This window comes from Haloechinothrix alba (assembly GCF_900188115.1).
In the GTDB taxonomy this organism is placed as follows: Bacteria; Actinomycetota; Actinomycetes; order Mycobacteriales; family Pseudonocardiaceae; genus Haloechinothrix; species Haloechinothrix alba.
The window spans coordinates 18,016-43,541 of sequence record NZ_FZNW01000023.1 but is presented as its reverse complement, the minus strand read 5'-3'; the positions used below and the strand labels follow the sequence as shown (position 1 = coordinate 43,541).

Sequence of the window (25,526 nt, the reverse complement as noted above, 5' to 3'; positions counted from 1 at the left end):
TCACACTATGTCGTCGCAGGCGCCAGCGCACGTTCGTACGCGGCCACGCGTGCCCGCCTGCGCAGGCCCGCGATGCTGTGCTTGGCCGGAACCAACATCGCGGTAAGCCAGTTGCGCCGGTGTTCGGCGAGCGCGTCGGACACTTGGCGATGCTCGACACAATGGACTAGCCCAGGCGTACCAAGCCGGTGCCTCCCGGTATGCCGCGTTCGCATCGGTCCTCCATGTGGGCGATAGTCCGAACGACAAGATACGCAATGATCAACGAGGTGGCCGGGAGGACGTACGGCGTGTCATGAACATCGTTGCCGGTGCGTGACGTCTCAGACCTGATCGTGAGCGGCCGGTGGCACGGCCCCGGCGCGGTACTGATTGAATGCCCCCATGCTCAGCGTAGGTCTCACCGGGGGGATCGGTTCGGGGAAGTCAACGGTGGCGAACCGCCTGGCCGAGCACGGTGCCGTACTCGTCGACGCCGACGCCATTTCCCGGCAGGTCGTGGAGCCGGGCGAACCCGCGCTCGACGAGATCGTGGCCGAGTTCGGCCCGGACGTGCTCGAGCCGGGTGGTGGGCTGGACAGGGCCGCACTGGCGCGGAAGGCGTTCGCCGACGAGCAGTCCAGGGCCCGGCTGAACGCCATCGTGCACCCCCGGGTGGGCGAGCGGACGGCGGAGCTGGTCAACGCCGCCGGCGCGGACGCGATCGTGGTGCACGACGTGCCGTTGCTTGTGGAGAACGGGCTCCAACCGCACTACCACCTGGTGATCGTGGTGGATGCTCCGGAAGACGTCCGGGTGCGTAGGTTGACCGAGGAACGCGGCATGGACCCGTCCGACGTCCGCGCCCGTATCACGGCGCAGGCCGACACGCTCACGCGGCGCGCGGCAGCCGACGTGTGGCTGGACAACAGCGCCACCCCGGATGTCCTGCTCTCGGCCGTGGACGAGCTGTGGGCCGACCGGCTACTCACGTTCGAGGCCAACCTGCGCCTGCGACGCACAAGACCGCCACGCTCACCGGAGATCGTCGACTATGACGACACGTGGCCGGAGCAGGCCGAGCGCGCGATCGCCCGGATCCGCCAGGCGGCCGGGCAGGCCGCGCTGCGGGTCGACCACGTCGGCTCGACCTCCGTGCCCGGGCTGCCGGCCAAGGACGTGCTGGATATCCAGCTGACAGTGGCCGACCTGGACGTCGCCGACTCGGTAGCCGAGTCGCTGGCCGCGGCAGGCTTCCCGCGAAGCGAGGGGGAGTGGGCGGACGCTCCGCTGGATCGGGGAGCCGAGCCGGTCGCGGGAGACAAGCGCCTGCATACCGGCGCCGATCCCGCCCGCCCGGTGAACCTGCACGTGCGGGCGCACGGGACGCGGCACTGGCGGGCCGCTCTGCTGTTCCCGGAATGGTTGCGCAGGAACCCCGACGAGCGCGACGCGTACGCGAAGGTGAAGCGTTCGCTTGCCCGTTCCCATCAGGCGGACGGCTCGGTCGACGGTTATGCCGAGGACAAGCAACCCTGGATCGCCGATGCGATGGAGCGCGCCGAACAATGGGCGCGCCACACCGGCTGGACCCCGTAACCCCCGCTGGGTGCGCTGAACGACGCTTACAGTCCGTCTCGTGGACTGAAAGCGTCGTTCAGCGTCCGCGCCAGGTGAGGGTGATGTCGAGGGAGGCCAGCCAGCGGTCGAGGTCGTAACCGTGCCTGGCGAGGGCGTCGACGGTGTGCAACGCCGTGTCCATGGCCGCCGTGGCATCGGTGAGCTCCACGAGCCCGGCGCGGTGAGCGGCCAGCAGCTCGTCGGTGTCCCGGACGGCAGCCCGCGTGCCGGTACGCAGGTCGATGTCCAGGTACAGGTCCCGCGCCACCCAGTACCGCTCACCCCGTTCGACGGTGACGACGTCCAGGTACAGGTCCCAGTCGCGCTCGTGGCCAGGGTTGTACCAGAAGACGCTGATACGCAGGCCCACCGCTGGTAGCAACCACGACTCGAGGTAGTGGAACTGCGCTCGGCCCGGTGTGGGCCGGGCCATGTACAGGCCGAACGGCCGGGACCGGTACTCCTCGACCGGGCGCACGAAGCCCTTCGGGTCGGTGTTGGTCATGCCGACGAGGTCGAAGGTCTCGGTCTTGGGCGGGTGGGGCTGGCCGAACATGACGTCCATCCTGCCGCACGGTGCGACCGGGCGGCGTTCTGTCGGGGTACGCCCCTACCCTGGTCGTGTGGCATTCGCATCAGAGCACCCCGTCCTGGCTCATTCCGAGTTCCGGCCGGTCTCGGACATCCCGCGGTCCGAGAACCGGTTCACGGTGGTCAGCGACTACTCGCCGTCCGGTGACCAGCCTGAGGCGATCGACGACCTGGAACGCAGGCTGGCCCGCGGTGAGCGCGATGTCGTGCTGCTCGGCGCGACGGGTACCGGTAAGTCCGCGACGACCGCGTGGCTGATCGAGCGGGTGCAACGTCCGACCCTGGTCATGGCGCACAACAAGACGTTGGCCGCCCAGCTGGCGAACGAGCTACGCGGCTTCTTCCCGCACAACGCGGTCGAGTACTTCGTCAGCTACTACGACTACTACCAGCCGGAGGCCTACGTACCGCAGACCGACACCTATATCGAGAAGGACTCCTCGGTCAACGACGACGTCGAGCGGCTGCGCCACTCGGCCACGATGAACCTGCTCTCCCGCAAGGACGTCATTGTGGTCTCCAGCGTGTCGTGTATCTACGGTCTCGGTACGCCGCAGTCGTACCTGGACCGGTCGTCGAAACTGACCGTCGGCGAGGAGCTCGACCGGGACGCGTTCCTGCGCGCGCTGGTCGACGTGCAGTACACGCGCAACGACGTGGCGTTCGCGCGGGGAACCTTCCGGGTGCGCGGGGACACCGTGGAGATCATCCCCGCCTACGAGGAACTGGCGGTCCGCGTCGAGTTCTTCGGCGACGAGATCGACCGGCTGTACTACCTGCACCCCCTCACCGGCGATGTCGTGCAGGAGCTCGACAGCGTCCGCATCTTCCCCGCGACCCACTATGTCGCGGGACCGGAGCGGATGGACAAGGCCATCCGCGCGATCGAAGGCGAGCTCGAGGAACGCCTCACGGAGCTGGAAGGCAAGAACAAGCTGCTCGAGGCGCAGCGCCTGCGCATGCGGACGCAGTACGACATCGAGATGATGCGCCAGGTCGGGTTCTGCTCGGGAATCGAGAACTACTCCCGCCACATCGACGACCGGCCCGCGGGTAGCGCACCTGCCACGCTGCTTGACTACTTCCCCGACGACTTCCTGGTCGTGATCGACGAGTCGCACGTCACGGTCCCGCAGGTCGGCGGGATGTACGAGGGAGACGCCTCGCGCAAGCGCACGCTGGTCGAGCACGGGTTCCGGCTACCGAGCGCGCTGGACAACCGTCCGTTGACCTGGGAGGAGTTCTCCGACCGGATCGGGCAGACCGTGTACCTTTCCGCCACCCCCGGCCCGTACGAGATGGGCCAGTCCGGCGGCGAGTTCGTCGAGCAAGTCATCCGGCCGACCGGCCTGGTCGACCCCGAGGTGGTCGTCAAGCCGACCGAGGGACAGATCGACGACCTCGTGCACGAGGTCCGGGAGCGTGCCGAGCGCGACGAGCGGGTGCTGGTCACGACGCTGACCAAGAAGATGGCCGAGGACCTCACCGACTACCTGCTCGAGCTCGGGATCCGGGTGCGCTACCTGCACTCCGAAGTGGACACGTTGCGGCGCGTGGAGCTGCTGCGGCAGCTGCGATCGGGGGACTACGACGTTCTGGTGGGGATCAACCTGCTCCGTGAGGGTCTCGACCTACCCGAGGTGTCCCTGGTGTCGATTCTCGACGCTGACAAGGAAGGGTTCCTGCGTAGCGGCACCAGCCTGATCCAGACGATCGGTCGGGCCGCCCGGAACGTTTCCGGCCAGGTGCACATGTACGCCGACACGATGACCGACTCGATGCAGTACGCGATCGACGAGACGAACCGCAGGCGCGCCAAGCAGATCGCCTACAACACCGAGCACGGCATCGACCCGCAGCCGCTACGCAAACAGATCGCCGACATTCTCGACCGTGTCTACACCGAGGCGGAGGACTCCGAGCAGGAGGTCGCTGTCGGCGGGTCGGGGCGCAACACCTCGCGCGGCAAGCAGCCGGAGCAGGGAGCGGGCACTGCCAGCTCCGGTCTGCTCACGGACAAGGACGTCTCGACGATGCCGCGCGCGGAGCTGGCCGATCTGATCAACCAGATGACCGAGCAGATGACCCAGGCCGCGCGCGACCTGCAGTTCGAGTTGGCAGCCCGGCTCCGTGACGAGATCGCGGAGCTGAAGAAGGAGCTCAGGGGTATGGACGAGGCCGGGGTGACGTAGCCTCAGCTGGTGATGTCCTTGGTGCTGAACACCCGAGCGGCGATGAGGCCGAGCACGGTGGCGTAGCACAGCGAGATGAGTGTCCCGCCGGCGACGTCGGTCCAGGCGATGTCCGTCGCGATCAGATCGAGCCACGCGGTGGCGTGGTGGGTGGGCAGGACCGCGCGCAGGTCACCCAGGGCGGTGATCTGGTCGAGAATCTGGGACAGGATCGCCGCGAGGACCGTCCCGCCTACCGCGCCGAGCGGCGCGTCGGTCAGCACGCTGAGCAGCAACGCGAGCCCGGCCACCCAGCTGAGCTGCACGATGATGTAGCAGGCCGCCAGCAGGAGCGACACCAGGCTGGTGTCGAACGCGATCGCGTCCCCGGTCGGCCGGACCGCCTGCCCCGCACCGTAGAAGGCCAGTCCCGCGCCGAGCGCGGTTGCGGGCAGCACCAGCAGCGTGAGCGCCGACAGCGCGGATGCCACCAGCGCCTTCTGCCGTACAAGGCGGTGCCGCGGGACGGGGATCGCCAGCAGGTACTTCAGGCTTGACCACGAGGCCTCGCTGGCGATGGTGTCGCCGAAGAACAGGGCCACGATCATCGGGAGCAGGAACGAGGTCGAGACGAACAGGGTGAATATCACGAAGTTCGGCGCGCTGGTCGTGGCCAGGTCGACGATCCCTCCGGAGGGGCCGTCGTCGCCGTCCTCGCCGAGCTCGAAAGCGCCGACGAGGACGAACGGAAGCAGGACCGCGAGCGCGACGATCCACCCGGTACGCCGCCTGCTCAGCTGCCTGCGCAGCTCGACCCGGAACCGGGCGGTACGGCCGGGCCGGTAGCCGCGTACCCCGCCGGACGGGGTGTGCTCGGGCTGTTCCCGCCGGGCCGCCTCGGTGAGCTCGATCAGCGCGGCAGGGTCGGTGTGCACGGTGTGGTCCGGCTCGTCCGGCCGGCCGGGATGATCGGGACACTGGTCGGAGCTCATCGGGTATCGCCCTCCTCACCGACGAGTTGCAGGAACGCGTCCTCGAGCCTGCGCCGCGGACCGGCCCGTTCCACGGACACTCCCGCGTGCACCAGCGCGGTGACCGCGACCGAGCGGGGGATGCCGTGCAGGTCGGCGTGCACGGTCTCGCCGTCGACCTCGATCCCGGTCAGGCCTTCCACCCGGCGCAGCGTCTCGGCGGCCGTGCCGGGGTCGTCGACGACGAAGGTGGCCTCGCCACCTGCGGCGACGATCTCACCGACGGCGCCGTCGGCAACCACCGTGCCGTGATGCATCACCACGACATGCGTGGAGGTTTGCTCGACCTCGGCGAGGAGGTGACTGGAGACCAGCACGGTGCGGCCGGTGTCCGCGTAACGCCGCAGCACCTCGCGCATCTGGTGGATCTGTGGCGGGTCGAGCCCGTTGGTGGGTTCGTCGAGCACCAGCACATCCGGAAGGCCGAGCATGGCTTGTGCGATCGCGAGCCGCTGGCGCATGCCTTGACTGTAGGTACGGACCTTGCGGTCGACGGCGTCACCGAGCCCCGCGATCTCCAGTGCCTCGGCGACATGGGCCTGGCCGCGGGGACGCCCGGTTGCTGCCCAGAACAGCTCGAGGTTCTTCCGGCCGGACAGGTGCGGCATGAACCCCGGCCCTTCCACGAAGGACCCGACGCGGGAGAGCACGGGCGCACCCGGATACACGCGGTGACCGAACACGCGTATCTCCCCGGAGGTCGGTGTGACCAGCCCCATCAGCATGCGCAAGGCCGTGGTCTTGCCCGCGCCGTTCGGACCGAGCAGGCCGAGTACCTGCCCCCGCTCGACCCGGAAGGACAGCTCGGAGACCGCGGTGAGCCCGCCGGGGTAGGTCTTGGTCAGACCGTCGATGGCCAGTGGGACCTCGGCGAGGTCTTCCGCCACGTCGTTGGTTCCCGCGCGACGTAGCGCGGCGAACGCCGCTACCAGGGCCGCCGCGAGCAGTAGCCCCGCGATGCCCCACAGCTGCGCGACCGGCAGCTCCGTTCCGGTCTCGGTGCCGGGGACCGAGGGCACGGACACCCCGCCGGCACCTGTCAACGACACGCGGTAGGCGGCGGGCTCGGTGGAGGGGGCGTAGGCCTGGTCCGTGGTGGCCACGACCAGCTGCAGCCGGTGGCCCGGCTCGACCGGGTGCACGATTCCCGGGAGGCTCACCGTGACCGTCACGGCGCTGCCGTCGGGGGGCAGGTCCGGTACGCGCACCGGCGCGACCGCGCCGCCGGGGAGCCTCCGCGTGCCGTCCGGGCCGACGTCGTAGAGCTTGGCGAACAGCACAGCGTCCTGGCCGGCCCGCGGGTCGGACCCGGGTTGTTCAGGCTGTTCGGCGTCGTCTATCCCCGGTTGGGTCGAGGGCAGCTCGGTGGCCTCGGTCGCCGCGGCGACCTCGAAGGTCACAGTGGACGATCCGGTGATCAGCAGCTGGTCATCCAGCGTGTGCGAGCTGAAGCGTGCGAACTGTCCGGGGAGGTCGGTGCCACCGAGCGCGGAGGCTACCGGGCCACTCAGTGCCGGCATGCTGCTGATCGCCGCCGGTACGCCGCCCGGCGGGTGGGTAACGGTCTGCTCCGGCCCGGTCAGCTCGATCTCCCTTCGGGGTGTGCTGTCGTCGCGCAGTCCCGGATACTCGTCGACCTCGACGGTGCGCACCGACGGGGCACGGGTGGCGTCGAAGTTGCCCCGCACGTCGTAGCTGAACGCCGGAAGTGGGTCGCCGTCGCCGGTCAGCTGGTAGGACAACCAGTCGGCGATCTTCTCGCGCAGCTGCGGCCCTGGCGCTCCGCCGTCGTGACCTCCCGCGTACCAGATGACCGACACGTCGCCACCTGCCTCGGTGATCCGGCGCGCGTTGGCCTCGGCCTGCCCGAGGCCGAACAACGTGTCCTGCGTGCCCTGGACCAGTAGCGTAGGGATCGTGATGTCATCGGCCACGGAGGCAGGGGAGGCCCTTTCCAGCAGTTCCCGCGCCTGGTCGTCGGCGGTTCCGGTGGTGGCGAGCCCGGTGTATGCGCGGCAGACGTCCGCCGCGAACCGCCCGCACGGTCCATCGAGCCCGGCGTTCTCGGGCAGTGTCGATGGTGGCTGCTCCCGGTCGCGGCCGGTCGGTGCACCGTTGCGGTCCGCATCGGAGTCCGGCCGGTCCCCCGGTTCCGGTGCCTCCCGACCGGGGGTGGAGATCCCGCCCCTCCCGCCGGTGAACAGGGCACCGGCCCATGCCTGTTTGAACACCCCGTCGCCGCGTTCCGCACCGTGTGCCGGCGTGTCGGTACCGTGTCGCCCGCGGGTCCGCGCGTTCGGCAGGAGCGCATGTTCGAGGTCGTGGTAGGTCATCACGGGGGCGATGGCGTCGACGCGGTCATCGGTGCCTGCGAGGAGCAAGGCGAGGGCTCCGCCGTAGGACGAGCCGGTCACCGCGAGCACAGGGTCGCCGTCGCTGTCCGTGATGACCGACGGCTGCCGCGCCGCGAAGTCGATCAGATGCGCGGCGTCGGCCACCTCGCGGTCCGGGTCGTTGAGCGAGATCGTTCCGCCGCTCTCCCCGAAACCGCGGGCGGAGTAGGCGAGGGCCACGAAGCCGTGCTCGGCGAGCTCGGTGGCTTCCCGCTGGACGTTGTCCTTACTTCCGCCGAACCCGTGCGGCACGAGTACCGCGGGCGCCGGTGTGGACCGCGGTTCGTACAGAGTGACGTCGAGCGCGATCTTCTCCACCGAATCGGGTGAACGCGGTACGTCGACGATCGCTTCCTGCGTGTGCACGGCGGGCTGCTCGTCGCCGCCGAGCAGGAGGAACGCCGATGCGGCGCCGAGGATGACCACGACCGCCGCGACGGCGCGCGGCACAGCCTTCCGGGACCGTGTGGATCGCAACACGAGGAGAACCGTATGTGACAGCCACGACGGGCGGCCACGCAACCGTGCCGGGCCTGCCGGTTTCTTGCGCGGATCGTGATACGCGATACGGCCGGTGGCGTCCCCGGCGACATCGTGTCAGGATGGATACGTTACGTGGAGGGGAGTATTCCTCCGCGATGATGCCGTCAATACGGTTACCCGGTCGGAACGGTCGTGGCAGACCCGGCATCATCGGCTTGCGGTGACGCGGGCGGAAGAGACCTCCGGTTGCGGTGGCAACTGCTGTACCGGAGGAGCTTCGTCGATGAATGTGCCGCTGTGGGGCTGGCTGGTGACCGTAGGGGTCATCAGCGCCGTGATTCTCGTGGACCTCGTGTTCAGCGTACGGCGCCCCCACACACCCAGCCTGCGCGAGGCGGCGTTGTGGTCGACGTTCTACGTGCTGCTCGCCTTCGCCTTCGGCGTCGGGGTGTGGTTCCTCGTCGACCCTGTCTACGGTGCCGAGTTCTTCGCCGGTTACGTCACCGAGAAATCGTTGAGCGTCGACAACCTGTTCGTCTTCATGCTCATCATGACGGCGTTCAAGGTCCCTGCCATACATCGTCACACGGTGCTGCTCGTCGGAGTCGCGCTCGCACTGCTCCTGCGCGGGATCTTCATCGCCATCGGCGCGGCACTGATCGCGCAGTTCTCCTGGATATTCTTCGTGTTCGGCGCGATTCTGGTGTGGACGGCCGTCAGCATGGTACGCGGCGACGGGCACGAGGAGTATCACGAGAACTGGGTGGTCCGGCACGCGCGCAAGATCTTCCCGGTCACCGAGGACTATGTCGGCAGCAAGGTGCTGGTCAAGCGCGCGGGCAAGCGGCTGATCACGCCGATGTTCATCGTCATCATCGCGGTCGGCACGGCTGACGTGCTGTTCGCAGTGGACTCCATACCGGCCATCTTCGGTATCACGCAGGAGGCGTTCCTGGTCTTCACGGCGAACGCCTTCGCCCTGATGGGGCTGCGCCAGCTCTACTTCCTCATCGGCGGGCTCGTGGAGCGGCTGACGTACCTGACCTACGGGCTCGCGATCATCCTGACCTTCATCGGCGGCAAGTTGTTCCTGCACGCGTTCCACGAGTACGAGATGGTCCCTGCGTGGATGGACATCAACACCTGGGTCTCGCTCGGCGTCATCGTGCTGATCCTCGTTGTCACCACAATGGCCAGTATCATCAAGACCAGACACGTCGACGGTCAGCGCGTCGAGTCCGGCTCACACGAGCAGTGAGCCCCGCCGCTGAGCGGCCGCCCTCGCCGGCTCAGCCGTACATGACTCGTCTTGCCCTCGCCGGCTCAGCCGTACATGACTGTGTTGGTTTGCGCCGGCTCAGCCGTACATGACGAAGTTGAGTTCGTTGCAGACGCGTGCCAGCGGCATGTCGAGGCCGGGATGGCTCAACGGCAGCAGGAGGTCGGGTGTGCCCGGTAGCGCCGAGTGCGCGGGAGGGTCCCACAGGCAGATCGCCGGGTTACCCGAGTCCATCGACGACGGGTACCAGAGCCCGTCCAGGTCAGGGTAGGCCTTCCGGATCGCCCGCGCCCACACCTGTGTCACCTTCTTGGGCCCGCTGGCGATCTCCTGGGAAGCGCCCATCCGGGTCGGCCACAGGCCGGTCAGGTCCAACAGCCGCAGTGTCCGGGTCGGGCGCATCACGACGACGTGCGGCTCCCTGGTGATCCTGTCGACCGTGGACGTCGACTGGTACACCTCGGCGATACCGGTACGCGCCGAGAGCGCGAAGTAGAGTACCCCGTTGTGCGGGTCGGACACCGGAGCCCCACCGTTGTCCGGCTCCTGCGGGTCGAAGCGACCGTGCGGGAGTGGGCCGGTGTACCGGAACGTGTCCCAGTTCTGTGGGTGCCTGCCAGCGGCGGTGAAGATCCGCACGACCCTGGTTGCCGGATGCACCGCGACAATATCCTCATCCAGCCGCAGCCCGGCAGCCAGCGCTGCGGCCGAAGGAGGCAGCGGGAGTCGTGACATGCAGTACCGGCGAGGCTATGCGGCCGTACCGAGTGAGGTCACCAAACGAGCGACGGACTGGGGGTCACCATGGGCGAGCAACCAGTCGCGTGGCGTGACTTGCTGCTCGTTGATCTCGAGGTCCGCTTGCGGGGTATTCATGAACGCGGCCACGACCATCGCTGGCTGATCCGCCGGGATCGCCTGCAGCACGGTCTCCAGGCCCGGAAGCGTGCCGGCTTCGGTGAACTGCCAGGCCGGTAGGTGCCACTCGCCGTCCTTCCAGCCGAACAGCCTCCCGTGTCGCAGGCGCTCGCGCACCTCACCGCTGGTGAGCTGGAGGAGCTGCGCGGCCTGGCCAACCGAGTAAGAGGACTTGCTGAACACGGCGTGCGCCACCACGGACTTCGCCCGTGGGCACGGCTCGTCCTCGGCGTAGGGCGCCAGATCGAAGCCGACATCGGTCAACGCGGCCTGCTGCTCCGTGGAGAACAGCTCCGCGGGTTCGGGGTGCGGCACCGACACGATCCGCGCGGTGTCCTCGACGAGCCGGAGGAACTCGTCGGCATCGACCCTGAGCCCGGCCTTTGCCAGAACAGCCTCGAGTGCCATAGTCACACATCCAAAGTAGCACGTGCCAGCGCATCGTAGGTGCTGGTGAGACAGGGTTTGCAGGATGTGATTCGTCACCACCGTCTGCGCCGCACCCGCTACCCGGCGTGTCGGCCGACCCGGCGCGTTCCCGCGCCGCTCAGTTTCCCCCGAAGAGCTCGGCGGGGAACGCTCCCGCCGCCGTGATTCGCTTGCTCAAGTCACGGCAGATCTCCCGGAGCCGATGCGCCCGGTCGGCACCGAGATGGATCCACGGTGCCGAAGCGGCGTTGTTGGTGGCGATCTCGATACGATCGCGCTGCGCCGCGCCCTGCTCGGTCAGCGCTCGGTCGGTGTCGAGGACACCCTCGGCCTGCAGGGCCCGCACCGTCGTTTCCCACTCGTCGGTCGACCATCCTCGGGTGGCCTGCGCGCCGGACTCGGTGAATCCCCTGCCGGTCGCGGTATGCGTGATCAGCGCGGACAGCCCGTCGAGCCCGGAGTCGACCAGCGCCGCGACGTGCCCGTCGCCGCGGAACTCCCGCAGCAGCGTGATGGCATGCCACAGCACGAGGACGGGATCGGTCGGCCAGTCCACGTCGGCGTGGGCGGCGTACAGCGGGCGCCCTTCCGGGGTGCAGCCACGGGTGGCCTCGCGGGCGATCTCGGCTGCTTCGGCGACCTCGGGGTCGGTAGCGGACTCGCCGAGCAGGCGCCGCAGCGCGGCGCCTGCTGCGCGATACCGCGCCTCGATGACCTGTTCCGGAGCGGCGAGCGTCCATGCGTGCGGGATGTGTCTGGCGACCAACTGGGGGTTGAAGTTGTAGAAGGTCGCTGTCACGGTCCCCGCACCGACCGGGCCCATCGCGGCCGCACGGCTGGCGAAGTAGCTCATCCGCCCGCGGCGGAGGCCGATGCCGGTGAGCTCCTCCTCGGTCTCGGGCGCGAAGTACACCATCGCGTGCAGCGGGTCGGTGGCTCGATGGCATGCGGCGGCGAGATCGGCGAACTGACCATGATCCATAGTGGGATCCTGCGTGATAGTCGGCATTCGGGCAACCCGCACTCCGCGGGCTCGTCGGCCCGCGCGAGCGAAGGCGCCGGGTTGTGCCGCGCCGGAGGAACGTGCCCGGCCGCGGCACTCAGCCGGGGTCGGCCACCGAGCCGACGAACAGCGGTGCACCGGTCGGCTCATGGGTGATTGCGTAGGAGAACGGCTGGTCGGCCCGGATCGTCTTGTCCGCGGGTGCGGGAGCGGAGACGATGCCGGCGATACCGGTCACGGCAGCCGCCTCGGTGCCCGACTCGTCCACGGTGATGTTCGCCCGATGCACGGCGTCGTCCACCACGACGTTCTCGGCGATGCCGCCGAGGTCGTCGAGGTCGCTCAGACCGAGCTCGGCGAGCAGGGGTAGCAGCTCGGCATCCGCCCCGTAGTCCCAGCGTGGCAACGCGAGATCGAGCTCGGCCGGTTCGCCGTGCTCGAACTCCTCGAGCATCCCGGCGGTGACCGGCGGTGCCTGACCCGGCTCCCCGGTGGGCACCACGACCCACATCGCCAGCTCGCCTCCCACGTACGGCAGCTGCACGGCCTCCCAGGACTCCCCGTCGACGTAGTTCAGCTCGGCGGCTTCCTTGTTCATCATCGGCACCTGGGTGGTGGTGCCGTCCGCCAGGTGGAACGGCTCGTCGGTGGTGCGGGACTCGTCGAACGGCGACTCCCAGCCCGCCTTGAGGTACACGGCGTTGGCCAGCACGGTGACGGTCTGCGGGTCGAGCTCGTCGAACAGGGTGTCGATGCGTTCGTCCGTCCGGTCCGACACCCAGTCGTTGATCTTTTCGGCTGCCGACCCCGTGCTGAAGTCGACGTACTCGGCGCCGGCACCGTACTGCCGGGCCAGGGTGCGGAGGAAGTCCTCACCCGGCTCGATGCCGTCTTGCACGAACAGGCCGTTGGCGATGCTCACGACCGGGTCCGGGGGTTGCTCGTCCGGCTCGCGGGTGGCGTCGGGGCCGGTCTGATCCTCGGCATCGCCCGTGTTGACCACGCCGGTACTGAGCGCGTTGTACGCCGCGTGCACGCCCTCCGGGAAGCCGAAGACGTCGTCGAGCTGGTCGGCCGTGTCCCCGTTCGCCCCGGCGCGCAGCATGGCGAAGGCATAGCCGAGACTCAACGGCGAGAACACGGTGTTCTCGGTCTCGCCGGCACCCCTCTCGGCGAGGAGCTCGCCGAACGCCCCGGTGAACGACCGGATGCCGGCGACGGTCTCGTCCACGGGGGCGTCCCCGGCGGGTTCCACCCTGTCGGTATCGGCGGACGTGTTGGCGACGCCCTCGCGGTCGTCCCCGCGGCTGTCCGGGGAGTCCGTGCCGCATCCGGTCACCGCCAGGACCAGCGCGGCGGAAACCAGGCAGCTCACGGTTCGTGCGGGCCTCATGCCACCTCCCGGCTTGTCGACGTACTGTGCTCACGCACGTTCCGGGCCAGGGGTTGCCTCGGTAGGACAGCTGACGCGGCCAGCTATCCGGTGCCAGCGACCTGCCGGCTACCCGGTGCCGTCGAACGGCGACAGGACAGGACTGTACTCAGGCACGATGCGTCGAGAAAGCCCGGTTCACTCGTTCGCGGGGCGCTGTGCGGTGCTACCAGCCGCGCTCGCGCCACTCGCCGAGCTTGGGGCGCTCGGCGCCGAGCGTGGAGTCGTCCCCGTGGCCGGGGTAGAACCACGTGTCGTCGGGAAGCTCGGCGAAGACGCGCTGCTCGACATCATCGATGAGCGAGGCGAAGTCCTCGGCTGAGGTGGTCTTACCGACCCCGCCCGGGAACAGCGAGTCTCCGGTGAACAGGTGCGGGTGTCCTGCCGGGTCCCGGTACAGCAGGGCGATCGAGCCCGGTGTGTGCCCGCGGAGGTGGATCACCTCGAGCCGGCAGCTGCCGACCGGGATCGTGTCGCCGTGCTCGAGGAGCACGTCCGGTGTCACCGGCAGCTCGGGCGCGTCCACGGGGTGGGCCGCTGTGGAACAGCCGTGCGCGCCGGCGATCGCGCCGAGGGCCTGCCAGTGGTCGCCGTGCCGGTGCGTCGTGACGATCGTGCGCAGGTTCGCACGGTCGTCGTCGTAGCCGAGGAGATCGGTGAGGCGTTCCACGTCGTTCGCCGCGTCGATCAACATGGCCTCACCGGTCTCGCGGCAGGTCAGCAGGTACGCGTTGTTGTCCATCGGACCGACGGACAGCTTGGTGATGGTCAGTGCGTCCAGGACGCGTCGCGTGGCGTCGCCGCCGGGCGCGACGTGTCCGGTGTACTCGTCAACGATCTTCACACCCCCATCGTAATGCGTGGGATGCAGTATGCAGAAGGTGCTCGACAGTGCGGATCGGAACGTGGGCATGAGGCCCGCAACTCTGTCGGGGCAGGGGCCTAGCATGGTAGGCGGCCGCTTCATCGATGCGATCCGGCAGCCGAAATCCGCTAGCGAAAGGACCTGGTGTGTCCGATCATCTTGTGGTTCGTGGTGCGCGCGAGCACAACCTCGACAGCGTCGACGTCGACCTCCCACGGGACAGCCTGATCGTATTCACCGGGCTGTCCGGCTCGGGCAAGTCGAGCCTCGCATTCGACACCATCTTCGCCGAAGGGCAGCGCAGGTACGTGGAGTCGCTGTCGGCCTACGCGCGCCAGTTCCTCGGGCAGATGGACAAGCCGGACGTCGACTTCATCGAGGGCCTGTCCCCGGCGGTGTCGATCGACCAGAAGTCCACTTCGCGCAACCCGCGCTCGACGGTGGGCACCATCACCGAGGTCTACGACTACCTCCGGCTGCTCTACGCAAGGGCCGGCTCGCCGCACTGCCCCCGCTGCGGTGAGCGCATCAGCAGGCAGACCCCGCAACAGATCGTCGACCAGGTGCTCGACATGGAGCAGGGGACTCGCTTCCAGGTGCTCGCCCCCGTGGTGCGCGGCCGCAAGGGCGAGTACGTCGACCTGTTCTCCAACCTGCAACAACAGGGCTTCTCCCGGGTACACGTGGACGGTGCCGTGCACCCCCTCACCGACCCGCCGAAGCTGAAAAAGCAGGAGAAGCACGACATCGGTGTGGTCGTCGACAGGTTGGCGGTCAAGGCGGGCGCGAAGCAGCGACTCACCGACTCGGTCGAGACCGCGCTGCAGCTGGCCAACGGCCTCGTCGAGCTGGAGTTCGTCGACCTTCCGGAGAACGACCCGCACCGGGTCAGGGGCTTTTCGGAGCATCTGGCGTGCCCGAACGGCCACCCGCTCGCGGTCGAGGACCTCGAGCCGCGTTCGTTCTCGTTCAACTCCCCGTACGGGGCGTGCCCCGAGTGCACCGGTATCGGCGTCCGCAAGGAGGTCGACCCCGAGTTGGTGGTGCCGGACGACGAGCTCTCGCTTGCGGAGGGGGCGGTGGCGCCGTGGGCGTCCGGGCACAACGCCGAGTACTTCCAGCGGCTGCTGACCTCGCTGTCGGAGGCCATGGGCTTCCGGATGGACACCCGGTGGCGTTCGTTGCCCGGCAAGGTGCAGAAGGCCGTGCTGCACGGCGTCGATGAGCAGGTACACGTCAGCTACCGCAACCGTTACGGGCGGAGGCGTTCGTACTACGCGACCTTCGAGGGGGTCATCCCGTTCCTCGAACGGCGACGGGAGCAGACCGAGTCGGACTACATGCGGGAGCGCTACGAGGGCTACATGCGGGAGGTGCCATGCCCTGCCTGCCAGGGTGCGCGCCTGAAGCCGGAGATCCTCGCCGTCACACTCAGCCACGCCAGCTGGGGCGCGCTGTCGATCGCGGAGCTGTGTGCGCTGTCGGTGGCCGACGCGGAGGAGTTCCTGAACGATCTCGTGCTCGGTGAGCGAGAGGCCATGATCGCCGCCGCGGTGCTCAAGGAGATCCGGGCACGTTTGCGGTTCCTGCTGGACGTCGGGTTGCACTACCTCTCGCTCGACCGGGGTGCCGGCACGTTGTCCGGTGGCGAGGCGCAGCGTATCCGGCTGGCCACGCAGATCGGCTCGGGCCTCGTGGGTGTGCTGTACGTGCTGGACGAGCCGTCGATCGGGCTGCACCAGCGTGACAACCACCGGCTCATCGATACGCTGAGCAGGTTGCGCAGCCTCGGTAACACGCTGATCGTCGTCGAGCACGACGAGGACACGATCCGCTCGAGCGACTGGGTGGTCGACTTCGGCCCTGGCGCGGGCGAGCACGGCGGCAAGATCGTGCACAGCGGGCCCGTCGCCGATCTGCTGTCCAACCAGGACTCCGTAACCGGCGACTACCTCGCCGACCGCAAGGAGATCCCGGTTCCGGCCTCGCGCAGGAAACGCGACAGCAAGCGGCAGGTGACCGTCGTCGGCGCGCGCGAGCACAACCTCCGCGGTATCGACGTGTCGTTCCCGCTGGGGTGCCTGATCACGGTCGCCGGGGTCTCCGGATCGGGCAAGTCCACACTGGTCAACGAGATCCTGGCGCGGGTGCTGCAGAACAAGCTCAACGGAGCCCGCCAGGTGCCCGGCAGGCATACCAGGGTGCGCGGGCTCGATCACGTGGACAAGTTGGTGCAGGTGGACCAGTCGCCCATCGGGCGAACACCGCGGTCGAACCCGGCCACTTACACGGGGGTGTGGGACCACATCCGGAAGCTGTTCGCGGCGACCACGGAAGCGAAGGTGCGCGGCTACCAGCCGGGCCGGTTCTCGTTCAACGTCAAGGGCGGCCGCTGTGAGGCGTGTGCGGGCGACGGCACGATCAAGATCGAGATGAACTTCCTGCCGGACGTGTACGTACCGTGCGAGGTGTGCAAGGGCGCCCGGTACAACCGGGAGACTCTCGAGGTGCACTACAAGGGCAAGACGGTCGCCGAGGTTCTCGATATGCCCATCGAGGAGGCCGCGGAGTTCTTCGAGCCGATCAAGGCGGTGCACCGGCACTTGAAGACCCTGGTCGACGTCGGTCTCGGCTACGTGCGGCTCGGCCAACCGGCGCCGACGCTGTCCGGCGGTGAGGCTCAGCGAGTGAAGCTCGCCGCGGAGCTGCAGAAGCGATCCACCGGCAAGACCATGTACGTCCTCGACGAGCCGACGACCGGGCTGCACTTCGAGGACATCCGCAAGCTCCTCGGGGTGATCAACGGGTTGGTGGACAAGGGCAACACGGTGATCGTGATCGAGCACAACCTGGATGTGATCAAGACCGCGGACTGGATCATCGACATGGGGCCCGAGGGCGGCGCTGGGGGAGGCGCGGTCGTTGCAGAGGGGTCGCCGGAAGACGTCGCGGCCACCGACGCGAGCTATACCGGGCAGTTCCTCGAGCCGATTCTCGGGTGATGTCCCGCGCGGGCCACGGGCGGCGAGGCCGAGCCGCCGCGCCGCACCCGGTACGCTGGCAGGTGTCTTCCCCCACGTACCGGTTCCGCAACATCTGGAGGCTCGACGCGCCGGCCGGCGAGGTGTTCACCGCGCTCGCCGATCTCGCGTCCTACCCGCGGTGGTGGCGGGACGTGCGCTCCGTCGTGCGGCTCGACGACGACACCGCGCGGGTGATGTGCCGGGCACTCCTGCCGTACTCGCTGGACCTGCGGTTGCATCGTGCCGACGAGGACCGGCGCTCCGGCCACCTGCGAGTCGACCTCACCGGGGACCTGGAGGGTTTCTGTCGTTGCCGCGTGGCACCCGACGGGCACGGCGCCCGGGTCGAGGTGTACCAGGCTGTCGAGATCCGCAGGTCGCTGCTGCGGCGTGCGGAGCGCGCTCTCGGCCCGCTGTACCGCGCGAACCACACCGCCATGATGTTGCGTGGCAGGCGCGGCTTGCGCGCCTATCTCGCCGACGGTCACACCGGGTCGTAGTGCAGCGCCGTGTCAGGCACCGCTGTCGTTGGCGGGGCGTGCCGGCACGCGGCCGGTGTACTTCTCACCAGGACCCTGACCCGGCTCGTCCGGCACGACGGAGGCTTCCCGGAAGGCGCGCTGCAGCGACTGCAAACCCTCCCGCAGCGGGCCGGCGTGCGCACCGAGATACTCGGCGGAAGCCGTGACCAGCCCGGCCAGTGCCGTGATCAAACGCCGTGCCTCGTCGAGGTCGCGGTACGGGCTGTTCTCCGGGTCCTCGTCGGCGAGACCGAGGCGTTCTGCCGAGGCGGACAGCAGCATGACGGCGGCGCGACTGATCACCTCGACGCTGGGAATGTCAGCCAGGTCACGTTCGCCCGGGTTCTGCCATTCGGAGGAAAACCGGGGCTGTTCGGTGTTGCTGTCAACCACGTCTGATACCCTTCCATGCGCGACCAGCTCCCGAGTAATCGGGGGTGAGCAAGTGGAGCCCCGCTCCCACCCGCGTCGCCGTCCCAGGCGTCCGGGTCCGGTCACGTGAGTTCCCGAGGGAACTCACGGAGGCATTCGTGCGTTGTCACGGATGTCGATCGGATGAGGGCCCCACATGCCGCTGGACGGTAGTGGGGCCTGAAGTATTTGGGGCCCGGGAGACAACGACAACCAAGACACATCCGTGTCTGTACAGCGCAGGCAATGCTCGGACCAAGGAGGCCTCATCAGCTCTGACGCGCGCATCAATGAGCGCATTCGCGTTCCTGAAGTCCGCCTCGTCGGACCCAACGGCGAGCAGGTCGGTATCGTCCGTATCGAAGATGCGTTACGGCTCGCCGATGAAGCGGACCTCGACCTCGTAGAGGTCGCCCCCCAGGCGCGGCCGCCGGTCGCGAAACTCATGGACTACGGCAAGTACAAGTACGAGAGTGCGCAGAAGGCCCGTGAGTCGCGCCGTAACCAGCAGGCGACCGTGATCAAGGAGCAGAAGCTCCGGCCGAAGATCGACCCGCACGACTACGAGACGAAGAAGGGCCATGTGTCCCGCTTCCTCGGTCAGGGACACAAGGTCAAGGTCACGATCATGTTCCGGGGCAGGGAGCAATCGCGACCGGAGCTCGGTTTCCGCTTGCTCGAGCGCCTGGCCGAGGATGTGTCCGACATCGCGTTCGTGGAGTCGTCCCCGAAACAGGACGGCCGCAACATGATCATGGTGTTGGCTCCGCACAAGAACGCCAAGGCGAAGAGTAAGTCGAACAAGAACAGCACAGCCACGCCGTAGGGGAGAGGACGGTCGCGGGAACGTCGCGGTGACGCGGGGCTCCTCGCGCGGCCGGGAATCGACCTGACCGGGAGGCTGACAGTCTCCCCACGGCCCCGCCGAATGTGGGCCGGAGTGGCCGGAACGGCCACGTGCCGGCGCGGGGCAGCTCCTACACGAGTGCAACACACGTATGCGTTCGTGTGTTGGACAGGAAAGAGGAACGGATGCCGAAGCAGAAGACCCACAGTGGCACGAAGAAGCGGATCAAGGTCACCGGCAGTGGCAAGCTCCGCCGCCAGAAGGCCGGCCGCAGGCACCTCATGGAGAAGAAGTCGAACCGCGTCTCGCGGCGTCTCGAGGGGACGGCCGAAGTAGCCCCGAGCGACACCCGGATGGTCCGGCGACTGCTTCGCCGCTGAGGGCCTCGCCGAACATCACAGACCGGAACGAAACCGCCGGGGCGGGAGACCGTCCCCCGATCGACAGGATGGATTCGTGGCACGCGTCAAGCGGGCAGTGAACGCCCAGAAGAAGCGTCGCGCAACTCTCGAACGGGCCAAGGGGTACCGGGGACAGCGTTCGCGGCTGTATCGCAGGGCAAAGGAGCAGACGCTCCACTCATTCAACTACGCCTACCGGGACCGCAAGGCCCGTAAGGGCGACTTCCGGCAGATCTGGATCACGCGTATCAACGCGGCAGCCAGGCAGAACGGGATCACGTACAACAGGCTCATCCAGGGGCTCAAGTCCGCGGGTGTCGAGGTCGACCGGAAGAACCTCGCCGAGCTCGCGGTGCACGACGAGGCCGCGTTCGCCGCGCTCGTCGACGTCGCCAAGAAGCAGGCGGACCCGCAGGAAGCCAAGAAGCCCGCGTGAGCGTCCGGTGCCGGCCGATCAGCAACCTGAGGTGTTCACGCACAAGACGCCTCGGGTTGCTGCTGCCCGGCGCCTGACCACGCGGTCCGGCCGGAGCAAAGCCGGCCGCTTTCTGGCAGAGGGCGCCCAGGCTGTGGGCGAGGCACTGGCCTCGGCGCACCGGGTTCACGAGCTCTTCGTCGCCCCGGCAGCCGCACAGCGGAACGGCACACTGCTCCGGCGCGCCCGCGACGGTGGCGTCACGGTGTCGATGGTCACCGAACGGGCAGGCGAGCTGCTGTCCGAGACAGTCACCCCGCAGGGGCTCGTGGCCGTGTGCGACTCGGTGGACGTGCCGTTGCCTGCCGCGCTGGCCGGGCAGGCGCACCTCGTCGCCGTCCTGGTCGGGGTGACCGACCCCGGCAACGCCGGCACCGTCGTCCGCACCGCTGACGCGGCGGGAGCCGACGCGGTGGTCTTCCTCGGTGACTCCGTCGATGTGCACAACGGCAAGAGCGTGCGGGCCTCGGCGGGTAGCGTGTTCCACGTGCCGATCGCCCGGGCCGAGCGACTCGAGGACGTGCTGGCTGCATGCCGGACGGCAGGCCTGACGACGGTGGCTGCGGATGGCAAGGCGCAGCAGGACCTGGTCGGCTACCAGCGGAGCGCCCGGCTGGGGCGCCCGACGGCGTGGCTGTTCGGCAGCGAGGCGCACGGCCTCGACGGGCACACCGTGGCGGCTGCGGACGAGGCGGTGCGTGTGCCGATCTACGGCGGGGCGGAGAGCCTGAACCTGGCGAGCGCGGCGACCGTTTGCCTGTACTCCAGTGCGATGGCGCGCCGACAGGAGGGCCGGTCCGACTAGCGGGCGTGCCGTACGGCACGATCTGGGGTAGTTGCGCGGCAGTATCGAGGAGTTGTGAGTCGAGGGCTATGCCAGGAGCAGACGAGACGCAGGGCAGCGAGCCGGATTCGGTGCTTGCCGAGGAGAGCCTCAACGCTGCGGTGGCCGAGGCCGAGGCAGCGTTCACGGGGGCTTCGGATCTGGATGAGCTGGCGTCGGTCAAACCGGCTCATCTCGGCGAGCAGGCGCCCGTGCTGCGCGCCCGCCGCATGATCGGGTCACTGCCCTCCGAGCAGAAGGCCGAGGCCGGCAAGCGGGTCAACGCCGCGCGAGCCGCCATACAGAGCGCCTACGACGAGCGCCACGCGGTGCTTGCGGAGGAGCGCGACCGTCGCGTGCTGCGTGAGGAGGCCGTGGACGTCACGTTGCCGTGGGACCGGGTGCCGCGCGGCGCGCGCCACCCGATGACGACCCTGGCCGAGCGCATCGGTGACGTGTTCGTCGGGATGGGGTACGAGGTCGCCGAGGGCCCGGAGCTGGAAGCCGAGTGGTTCAACTTCGATGCGTTGAACTTCGGCAAGGACCACCCGGCCCGCCTGATGCAGGACACCTTCTACATCGCCCCGGAGGACTCCGGGCTGGTGTTGCGAACCCATACCTCGCCGGTGCAGGCGCGCACACTGCTGCATACCGCGCCGCCGGTGTATGTGGTCTGTCCAGGTCGGACCTACCGGACCGACGAGCTCGACGCCACCCACACGCCCGTGTTCCACCAGGTCGAAGGGCTGGCGGTGGACAAGGGCATCACGATGGCCCACCTGAAGGGGACGCTGGACGCGTTCGCGCGCGCGATGTTCGGGGAGAGCGCGGTGACCAGGCTGCGGCCGCACTTCTTCCCGTTCACCGAGCCGTCCGCGGAGGTCGACGTCTGGTTCGAGGAACGCAAGGGCGGCCCTGGCTGGGTCGAGTGGGGTGGTTGCGGCATGGTCAATCCCCACGTGCTCCGCGCGTGCGGGGTCGACACCGGCGTGTACTCCGGGTTCGCGTTCGGTATGGGGTTGGAGCGCACCCTGCAGTTCCGCAACGGCATCCCGGATATGCGCGACATGGTCGAAGGTGACATCAGGTTCACCCTGCCTTTCGGAACGGAGGCGTGAGTGCGAGTTCCCGTCAGCTGGCTGACCGAGCATCTCGAGCTGAGTGAGGGCATCGGTGCGCAGGAACTGACCGATGCCTTGCTGGGGGTCGGAATCGAGGTCGAGGACGTGCACTCGCTCGATGCCGTGCGTGGCGAGTTGGTGGTCGGCAGGGTCACCGAGATCACCGAGCTGACCGAGTTCGCCAAGCCGATCCGGTACTGCAAGGTCGATACCGGTGGGTCCGAGCCCGAGACCAACACGAGTCTCGGTTTCGCCGTCACCGAACGCAGCTACGACGAGGAGCAGCGAACGCGGGGGATCGTGGCCGGCGCTACCAACTTCGCCGAGGGCGCCCTCGTCGCCGTCGCGCTGCCCGGCACGGTGCTGCCGGGCGAGTTCACGATCAGCGAGCGCAAGACGTACGGTCACGTCAGTGAAGGCATGATGTGCTCGGCCCGCGAGCTCGGCCTCGGTGACGACCACTCCGGCATCCTGGTTCTCGACCCGGGCAGTGCCCTGCCGGGCGACGACGCGCGGACGACCCTCGGGTTGGACGACGCGGTACTGGACGTGGAGCCGACGCCCGACATGGGGCATGCGATGTCGATCCGCGGGCTGGCGCGCGAGCTCGCCTGCGCCTACGGGGCTCCCTTCGGCGACCCGGGTGTGCGCGAGCTGGAACAGGTCAGCGAGGACGCCTGGCCGGTGCGCATCGAGGATCGCGACGGTTGTAGCCGCTTCGTGCTCCGGCGACTGAGCGGTGTGGACACCCGTGCGGTGTCGCCGTGGTGGCTGCGGCGCAGGTTGATGCTGGCAGGCATGCGGCCGATCTCGCTGGCGGTCGACGTCACCAACTACGTGATGCTCGAGCTCGGCCAGCCGCTGCACGCCTTCGACACGGCCAGCGTCAGCGGCGGTCTGGTCGTGCGCCGTGCCAAGCACGGCGAGACCCTCACCACGCTGGACGAGGTGGAGCGCGAGCTCGACCCGGACGACATGGTCATCGCCGACGACACGGGTGTGGTGTCCCTTGCGGGCACCATGGGCGGAGCCAGCACCGAGATCAGTGACAGCAGCACCGACGTGCTGCTCGAAGGCGCGCACTGGGACCCGGCGTCGATCAGCAGGACAGCGCGGCGGCACCGGCTGTTCTCCGAGGCGGCGAAACGGTTCGAGCGTTTCACCGACCCGGCCCTTCCTCCCGTGGCCGTCGAGCTGGCCGCTACGTTGCTGCAGCAGTACGGTGGCGGCACGATCGAGCGAGGGCGTACCGACGAGGGTGAGGCCATCCCCGGCCAAGCGGTCACCATGCCGATCGATCTGCCCGATCGCACGGCCGGTGTGCGCTACGCGCGGGGTGTGACCGCCCGGCGCCTGACCCAGATCGGATGCAAGGTCAGCATCGGTACCGGCGACGATGGGACCGCCGAGGTCACCGCGGAGCCGCCCAGCTGGCGTGCGGATCTGAACCAGCCTGCCGACCTGGTCGAGGAAGTCCTCCGGCTGGAAGGCTACGACAGCATCCCGTCCGAGTTGCCCGCGGCGTCGGCGGGTACCGGTCTGACCGAGGTTCAGCGCAGGCGTAGGGCCGTATCGCGGGCACTGGCCGAGTCCGGCTACGTCGAGGTGTTGCCGTTCCCGTTCACGGCGGCCTCGGTGTGGGACGACTTCGGCCTGGCAGCCGACGATCCGCGGCGAGACGCGGTGCGGGTACTCAACCCTCTGGAGGCGGAGAAGGACCAGCTCGCGACGACGTTGCTGCCGGGACTGCTGGAGACCGTGCACCGCAACATCTCGCGGGGTTTCCGGGACCTCTCGCTGTTCCACATCGGTCAGATCGTCGCGCCGACACCCGGGGAGCCGTCCGCGCCGGATCCCGGTGTGCGCCAGCGCCCCAGCGATGCCGAGGTCGATGCCCTGGAACAGGCCGTCCCGGATCAGCCACTGCACGTGGCCGTGGTACTCACCGGTCAGCGCATGCGTACCGGATGGTGGGGACGCGGCGAGCCCGCGACCTGGAGCGACGCCGTCGAGGCGGCGCGTACCGTAGCGGCGGCCGCCGGGGCCGAGCTGGATGTGCGTTCGGCCGAGATGATGCCGTGGCATCCGGGTCGCTGTGCCGAGCTGCGTGTCGAGGGCACCTGCGTGGGGCATGCTGGTGAGTTGCACCCGAAGGTTCTCGAGGCCATGGGCTTGCCCAGGCGCACGGTAGCCATGGAGCTGGACCTCGATGCGGTGCCGATGCGGCGCAGGCGGCCCGCGCCGGAGCTCTCGCCGTACCCGCCGGTGCTGATGGACGTGGCACTGGTGGTCGACGCGGAGGTCCCGTCCGCGGACGTGGCTGCTGCGCTGCGCAGCGGGGGCGGTGAGCTGCTCGAGGACGTGGCACTGTTCGATGTCTACACCGGCGAGCAGGTGGGTGCGGGTAACCGGTCGCTGGCCTACAGCCTGCGGTTCCGCGCACCGGACCGCACACTGACGGCAGAGGAGGCCACCGAGGCCCGCGATGCCGCCATCGCCGCGACGGCCGAACAGTGCGGCGCCACCCTGCGCCAGTAACCCCCGCACCCCCGTGGGGTGAGAGCCGAATGTCACGTTTGGCTCCCTAGAAGGAACCAAGGTCACCTTCGGCTCCCATCCGGGTTGTCCACATCGTGCCGGTGCTCCACAGGAGACACAGGATGTGCTGGTGCGGCCTGGCACAGCGTCGGCATCGTGCAGGCATGCCTCGCCGATCAGCTGTCGACTGGGACGCCGTAGCCTCAGCCGCGGAGCACGACATTCTCACGCGGCACGAGCTGCATACGCTCGGCGTCACGCAAAAGATGATCTGGGCGCGCACGCGAGCCGGCGGTCCGTGGAGCCGGGTGCTGCCCGGGGTCATCATGCTCCGTAACGGAGCCCCGACCCGGCGGCAGCGCCTGTGCGCGGCACTGCGCTACGGGGGAGCGGAGGCCATCGTCAGCGGCGCGAGCGCATCCCGGTTGCACGGTCTCCGGCATGCTCCGGAGACCGACCAGGTGCACTTGCTCGTCCCGCACGGTGCCCAACCCAACTCCTGCGGGTATGTCCTCGTCGAGCGAACGACGCGGATGCCCCGCGTCGTATACCGGGACGGTGTCCCTACAGCCGAGGTGACTCGGGCGGTTCTCGATGCGGCACGCCGCATGTCGGGCAAGGATGCCGTCGAGGCCGTGCTCGCCGAGTCGGTACAGCGTGGACTGACCACGCCCCGGCGACTGTCCACCGAGCTCGAAGCGGGATCCGACCGGGGGTCGGCGCTGCCGCGTGCCGTCCTGCGAGCCATCACACGCGGTGCGCGTTCCGTTCCCGAGGCGGATGCCGTTCGGCTGGTCGCGAGGGCCCACCTGCCGCAGCCGGAGTGGAACGTGCGCGTGCGGCTGCCCGGCCGTGGCACGCCGCTCGTGCCCGACGCGTGGTTCGGCGACGTCGGCCTGGCGTGGGAGATCGACTCGTACCAGTGGCACCTCAGCCCGGCGGACTACGCGCGAACGCTGGAACGCCATGCCGCCATGACCGGCGCCGGGATCGTCGTACTGCACACCCTTCCAGCGCGGTTGCGCAGCGAACCAGGTGCGGTGATCGCGGAGCTGCGGGCAGCCTACGAGCACGCCGCGCGATGCCCCGCGCCGGACGTGTACGTCGACCGGCGGTGAGCGGTTCCGGTGCGGGGAGGGAGCCCAAGGTGACATTGGGTTCTTCTATGGAGC

At 68.7% G+C, this 25,526-nt stretch carries 22 protein-coding genes; 12 read left to right on the top strand and 10 right to left on the bottom strand.

The window, feature by feature from the left end:
• Nucleotides 1-5 precede the first annotated feature (5 nt).
• The gene (locus CHB84_RS19365; RefSeq protein ID WP_089303081.1) at nt 6-215 is read right to left on the bottom strand and encodes a hypothetical protein; all 210 of its coding nucleotides are present in this window, start codon (nt 213-215) and stop codon (nt 6-8) included.
• A 169-nt stretch (nt 216-384) separates the two neighbouring features.
• Between CHB84_RS19365 and coaE the strand changes: the two genes are divergently transcribed.
• Complete coding sequence (gene coaE / locus CHB84_RS19360; protein ID WP_089303080.1) at nt 385-1,578, top strand: dephospho-CoA kinase; 1,194 nt, start codon at nt 385-387, stop codon at nt 1,576-1,578.
• Nucleotides 1,579-1,636: 58 nt separating this feature from the next.
• Here the strand turns inward: coaE and CHB84_RS19355 are convergent, their stop codons facing one another.
• Nucleotides 1,637-2,164: a ribonuclease FAU-1 family protein gene (locus CHB84_RS19355; protein WP_245818851.1), complete on the bottom strand. Its 528-nt coding sequence runs from the start codon at nt 2,162-2,164 to the stop codon at nt 1,637-1,639.
• Between the two features lie 58 nt (nt 2,165-2,222).
• Between CHB84_RS19355 and uvrB the strand changes: the two genes are divergently transcribed.
• Nucleotides 2,223-4,382, top strand: coding sequence for an excinuclease ABC subunit UvrB (uvrB, locus tag CHB84_RS19350; protein ID WP_089303090.1), 2,160 nt, complete (start codon nt 2,223-2,225; stop codon nt 4,380-4,382).
• 2 nt (nt 4,383-4,384) lie between these two features.
• Here the strand turns inward: uvrB and CHB84_RS19345 are convergent, their stop codons facing one another.
• Nucleotides 4,385-5,353, bottom strand: a complete 969-nt coding sequence (locus CHB84_RS19345; RefSeq protein ID WP_089303078.1) for an ABC transporter permease — start codon at nt 5,351-5,353, stop codon at nt 4,385-4,387.
• On the bottom strand, nt 5,350-8,265 hold the full coding sequence (locus tag CHB84_RS19340; protein ID WP_245818850.1) for an alpha/beta fold hydrolase: 2,916 nt from the start codon (nt 8,263-8,265) through the stop codon (nt 5,350-5,352). The genes CHB84_RS19345 and CHB84_RS19340 overlap by 4 nt, the downstream gene beginning before the upstream one ends.
• A 286-nt stretch (nt 8,266-8,551) precedes the next feature.
• Between CHB84_RS19340 and CHB84_RS19335 the strand changes: the two genes are divergently transcribed.
• Nucleotides 8,552-9,526 carry a TerC family protein gene (locus CHB84_RS19335; protein ID WP_089303076.1) on the top strand — a complete coding sequence of 325 codons (975 nt, stop codon included), beginning with the start codon at nt 8,552-8,554 and terminating at the stop codon, nt 9,524-9,526.
• A 99-nt stretch (nt 9,527-9,625) separates the two neighbouring features.
• Here the strand turns inward: CHB84_RS19335 and CHB84_RS19330 are convergent, their stop codons facing one another.
• The 5 genes from CHB84_RS19330 to CHB84_RS19310 all read right to left on the bottom strand — a co-directional run bounded on the left by CHB84_RS19330 (nt 9,626) and on the right by CHB84_RS19310 (nt 14,173).
• Nucleotides 9,626-10,282 carry an RES family NAD+ phosphorylase gene (locus tag CHB84_RS19330; RefSeq protein ID WP_089303075.1) on the bottom strand — a complete coding sequence of 219 codons (657 nt, stop codon included), beginning with the start codon at nt 10,280-10,282 and terminating at the stop codon, nt 9,626-9,628.
• Between the two features lie 15 nt (nt 10,283-10,297).
• The gene (locus CHB84_RS19325) at nt 10,298-10,879 is read right to left on the bottom strand and encodes a DNA-binding protein (RefSeq protein WP_089303074.1); all 582 of its coding nucleotides are present in this window, start codon (nt 10,877-10,879) and stop codon (nt 10,298-10,300) included.
• Between the two features lie 133 nt (nt 10,880-11,012).
• Nucleotides 11,013-11,876: an SCO6745 family protein gene (locus CHB84_RS19320; RefSeq protein WP_089303073.1), complete on the bottom strand. Its 864-nt coding sequence runs from the start codon at nt 11,874-11,876 to the stop codon at nt 11,013-11,015.
• 118 nt (nt 11,877-11,994) lie between these two features.
• Nucleotides 11,995-13,290: a serpin family protein gene (locus CHB84_RS19315; RefSeq protein WP_089303072.1), complete on the bottom strand. Its 1,296-nt coding sequence runs from the start codon at nt 13,288-13,290 to the stop codon at nt 11,995-11,997.
• Nucleotides 13,291-13,495: 205 nt separating this feature from the next.
• Nucleotides 13,496-14,173, bottom strand: coding sequence for an MBL fold metallo-hydrolase (locus tag CHB84_RS19310; protein WP_089303071.1), 678 nt, complete (start codon nt 14,171-14,173; stop codon nt 13,496-13,498).
• Between the two features lie 167 nt (nt 14,174-14,340).
• On the opposite strand from CHB84_RS19310, the gene uvrA reads away from it, so the two are divergent.
• Both uvrA and CHB84_RS19300 read left to right on the top strand, forming a co-directional pair.
• A complete protein-coding gene (uvrA, locus tag CHB84_RS19305) occupies nt 14,341-17,196 on the top strand; it encodes an excinuclease ABC subunit UvrA (RefSeq protein ID WP_089303070.1) in 2,856 nt (951 codons plus the stop codon).
• Between the two features lie 62 nt (nt 17,197-17,258).
• Nucleotides 17,259-17,717, top strand: a complete 459-nt coding sequence (locus tag CHB84_RS19300; RefSeq protein WP_089303089.1) for an SRPBCC family protein — start codon at nt 17,259-17,261, stop codon at nt 17,715-17,717.
• A gap of 12 nt (nt 17,718-17,729) precedes the next feature.
• Here the strand turns inward: CHB84_RS19300 and CHB84_RS19295 are convergent, their stop codons facing one another.
• Complete coding sequence (locus tag CHB84_RS19295; RefSeq protein WP_089303069.1) at nt 17,730-18,131, bottom strand: DUF1844 domain-containing protein; 402 nt, start codon at nt 18,129-18,131, stop codon at nt 17,730-17,732.
• 244 nt (nt 18,132-18,375) lie between these two features.
• Between CHB84_RS19295 and infC the strand changes: the two genes are divergently transcribed.
• The 7 genes from infC to CHB84_RS19260 all read left to right on the top strand — a co-directional run bounded on the left by infC (nt 18,376) and on the right by CHB84_RS19260 (nt 25,472).
• A complete protein-coding gene (gene infC / locus CHB84_RS19290; protein WP_089303068.1) occupies nt 18,376-18,975 on the top strand; it encodes a translation initiation factor IF-3 in 600 nt (199 codons plus the stop codon).
• 206 nt (nt 18,976-19,181) lie between these two features.
• A complete protein-coding gene (gene rpmI, locus CHB84_RS19285) occupies nt 19,182-19,376 on the top strand; it encodes a 50S ribosomal protein L35 (RefSeq protein WP_089303067.1) in 195 nt (64 codons plus the stop codon).
• Nucleotides 19,377-19,452: 76 nt separating this feature from the next.
• Nucleotides 19,453-19,833, top strand: a complete 381-nt coding sequence (gene rplT, locus CHB84_RS19280) for a 50S ribosomal protein L20 (RefSeq protein WP_089303066.1) — start codon at nt 19,453-19,455, stop codon at nt 19,831-19,833.
• Nucleotides 19,834-19,864: 31 nt separating this feature from the next.
• Nucleotides 19,865-20,677, top strand: coding sequence for a TrmH family RNA methyltransferase (locus tag CHB84_RS19275; protein WP_089303088.1), 813 nt, complete (start codon nt 19,865-19,867; stop codon nt 20,675-20,677).
• A gap of 68 nt (nt 20,678-20,745) precedes the next feature.
• Nucleotides 20,746-21,813, top strand: coding sequence for a phenylalanine--tRNA ligase subunit alpha (gene pheS / locus CHB84_RS19270; protein ID WP_089303065.1), 1,068 nt, complete (start codon nt 20,746-20,748; stop codon nt 21,811-21,813).
• On the top strand, nt 21,814-24,354 hold the full coding sequence (gene pheT / locus CHB84_RS19265) for a phenylalanine--tRNA ligase subunit beta (protein WP_089303064.1): 2,541 nt from the start codon (nt 21,814-21,816) through the stop codon (nt 24,352-24,354). It abuts the gene before it with no gap.
• Between the two features lie 164 nt (nt 24,355-24,518).
• Nucleotides 24,519-25,472, top strand: a complete 954-nt coding sequence (locus tag CHB84_RS19260) for a type IV toxin-antitoxin system AbiEi family antitoxin (protein ID WP_245818849.1) — start codon at nt 24,519-24,521, stop codon at nt 25,470-25,472.
• Nucleotides 25,473-25,526 lie beyond the last annotated feature (54 nt).

What these genes read in the sequence shown, in the direction of transcription:
- CHB84_RS19365 (WP_089303081.1), bottom strand. Translation starts at nt 215, where the DNA reads ATGCGAACGCGGCATACCGGGAGGCACCGGCTTGGTACGCCTGGGCTA.
- coaE (WP_089303080.1), top strand. Translation starts at nt 385, where the DNA reads ATGCTCAGCGTAGGTCTCACCGGGGGGATCGGTTCGGGGAAGTCAACG.
- CHB84_RS19355 (WP_245818851.1), bottom strand. Translation starts at nt 2,164, where the DNA reads ATGGACGTCATGTTCGGCCAGCCCCACCCGCCCAAGACCGAGACCTTC.
- CHB84_RS19345 (WP_089303078.1), bottom strand. Translation starts at nt 5,353, where the DNA reads ATGAGCTCCGACCAGTGTCCCGATCATCCCGGCCGGCCGGACGAGCCG.
- CHB84_RS19335 (WP_089303076.1), top strand. Translation starts at nt 8,552, where the DNA reads ATGAATGTGCCGCTGTGGGGCTGGCTGGTGACCGTAGGGGTCATCAGC.
- CHB84_RS19330 (WP_089303075.1), bottom strand. Translation starts at nt 10,282, where the DNA reads ATGTCACGACTCCCGCTGCCTCCTTCGGCCGCAGCGCTGGCTGCCGGG.
- CHB84_RS19320 (WP_089303073.1), bottom strand. Translation starts at nt 11,876, where the DNA reads ATGGATCATGGTCAGTTCGCCGATCTCGCCGCCGCATGCCATCGAGCC.
- CHB84_RS19315 (WP_089303072.1), bottom strand. Translation starts at nt 13,290, where the DNA reads ATGAGGCCCGCACGAACCGTGAGCTGCCTGGTTTCCGCCGCGCTGGTC.
- rpmI (WP_089303067.1), top strand. Translation starts at nt 19,182, where the DNA reads ATGCCGAAGCAGAAGACCCACAGTGGCACGAAGAAGCGGATCAAGGTC.
- pheS (WP_089303065.1), top strand. Translation starts at nt 20,746, where the DNA reads ATGCCAGGAGCAGACGAGACGCAGGGCAGCGAGCCGGATTCGGTGCTT.
- CHB84_RS19260 (WP_245818849.1), top strand. Translation starts at nt 24,519, where the DNA reads ATGCCTCGCCGATCAGCTGTCGACTGGGACGCCGTAGCCTCAGCCGCG.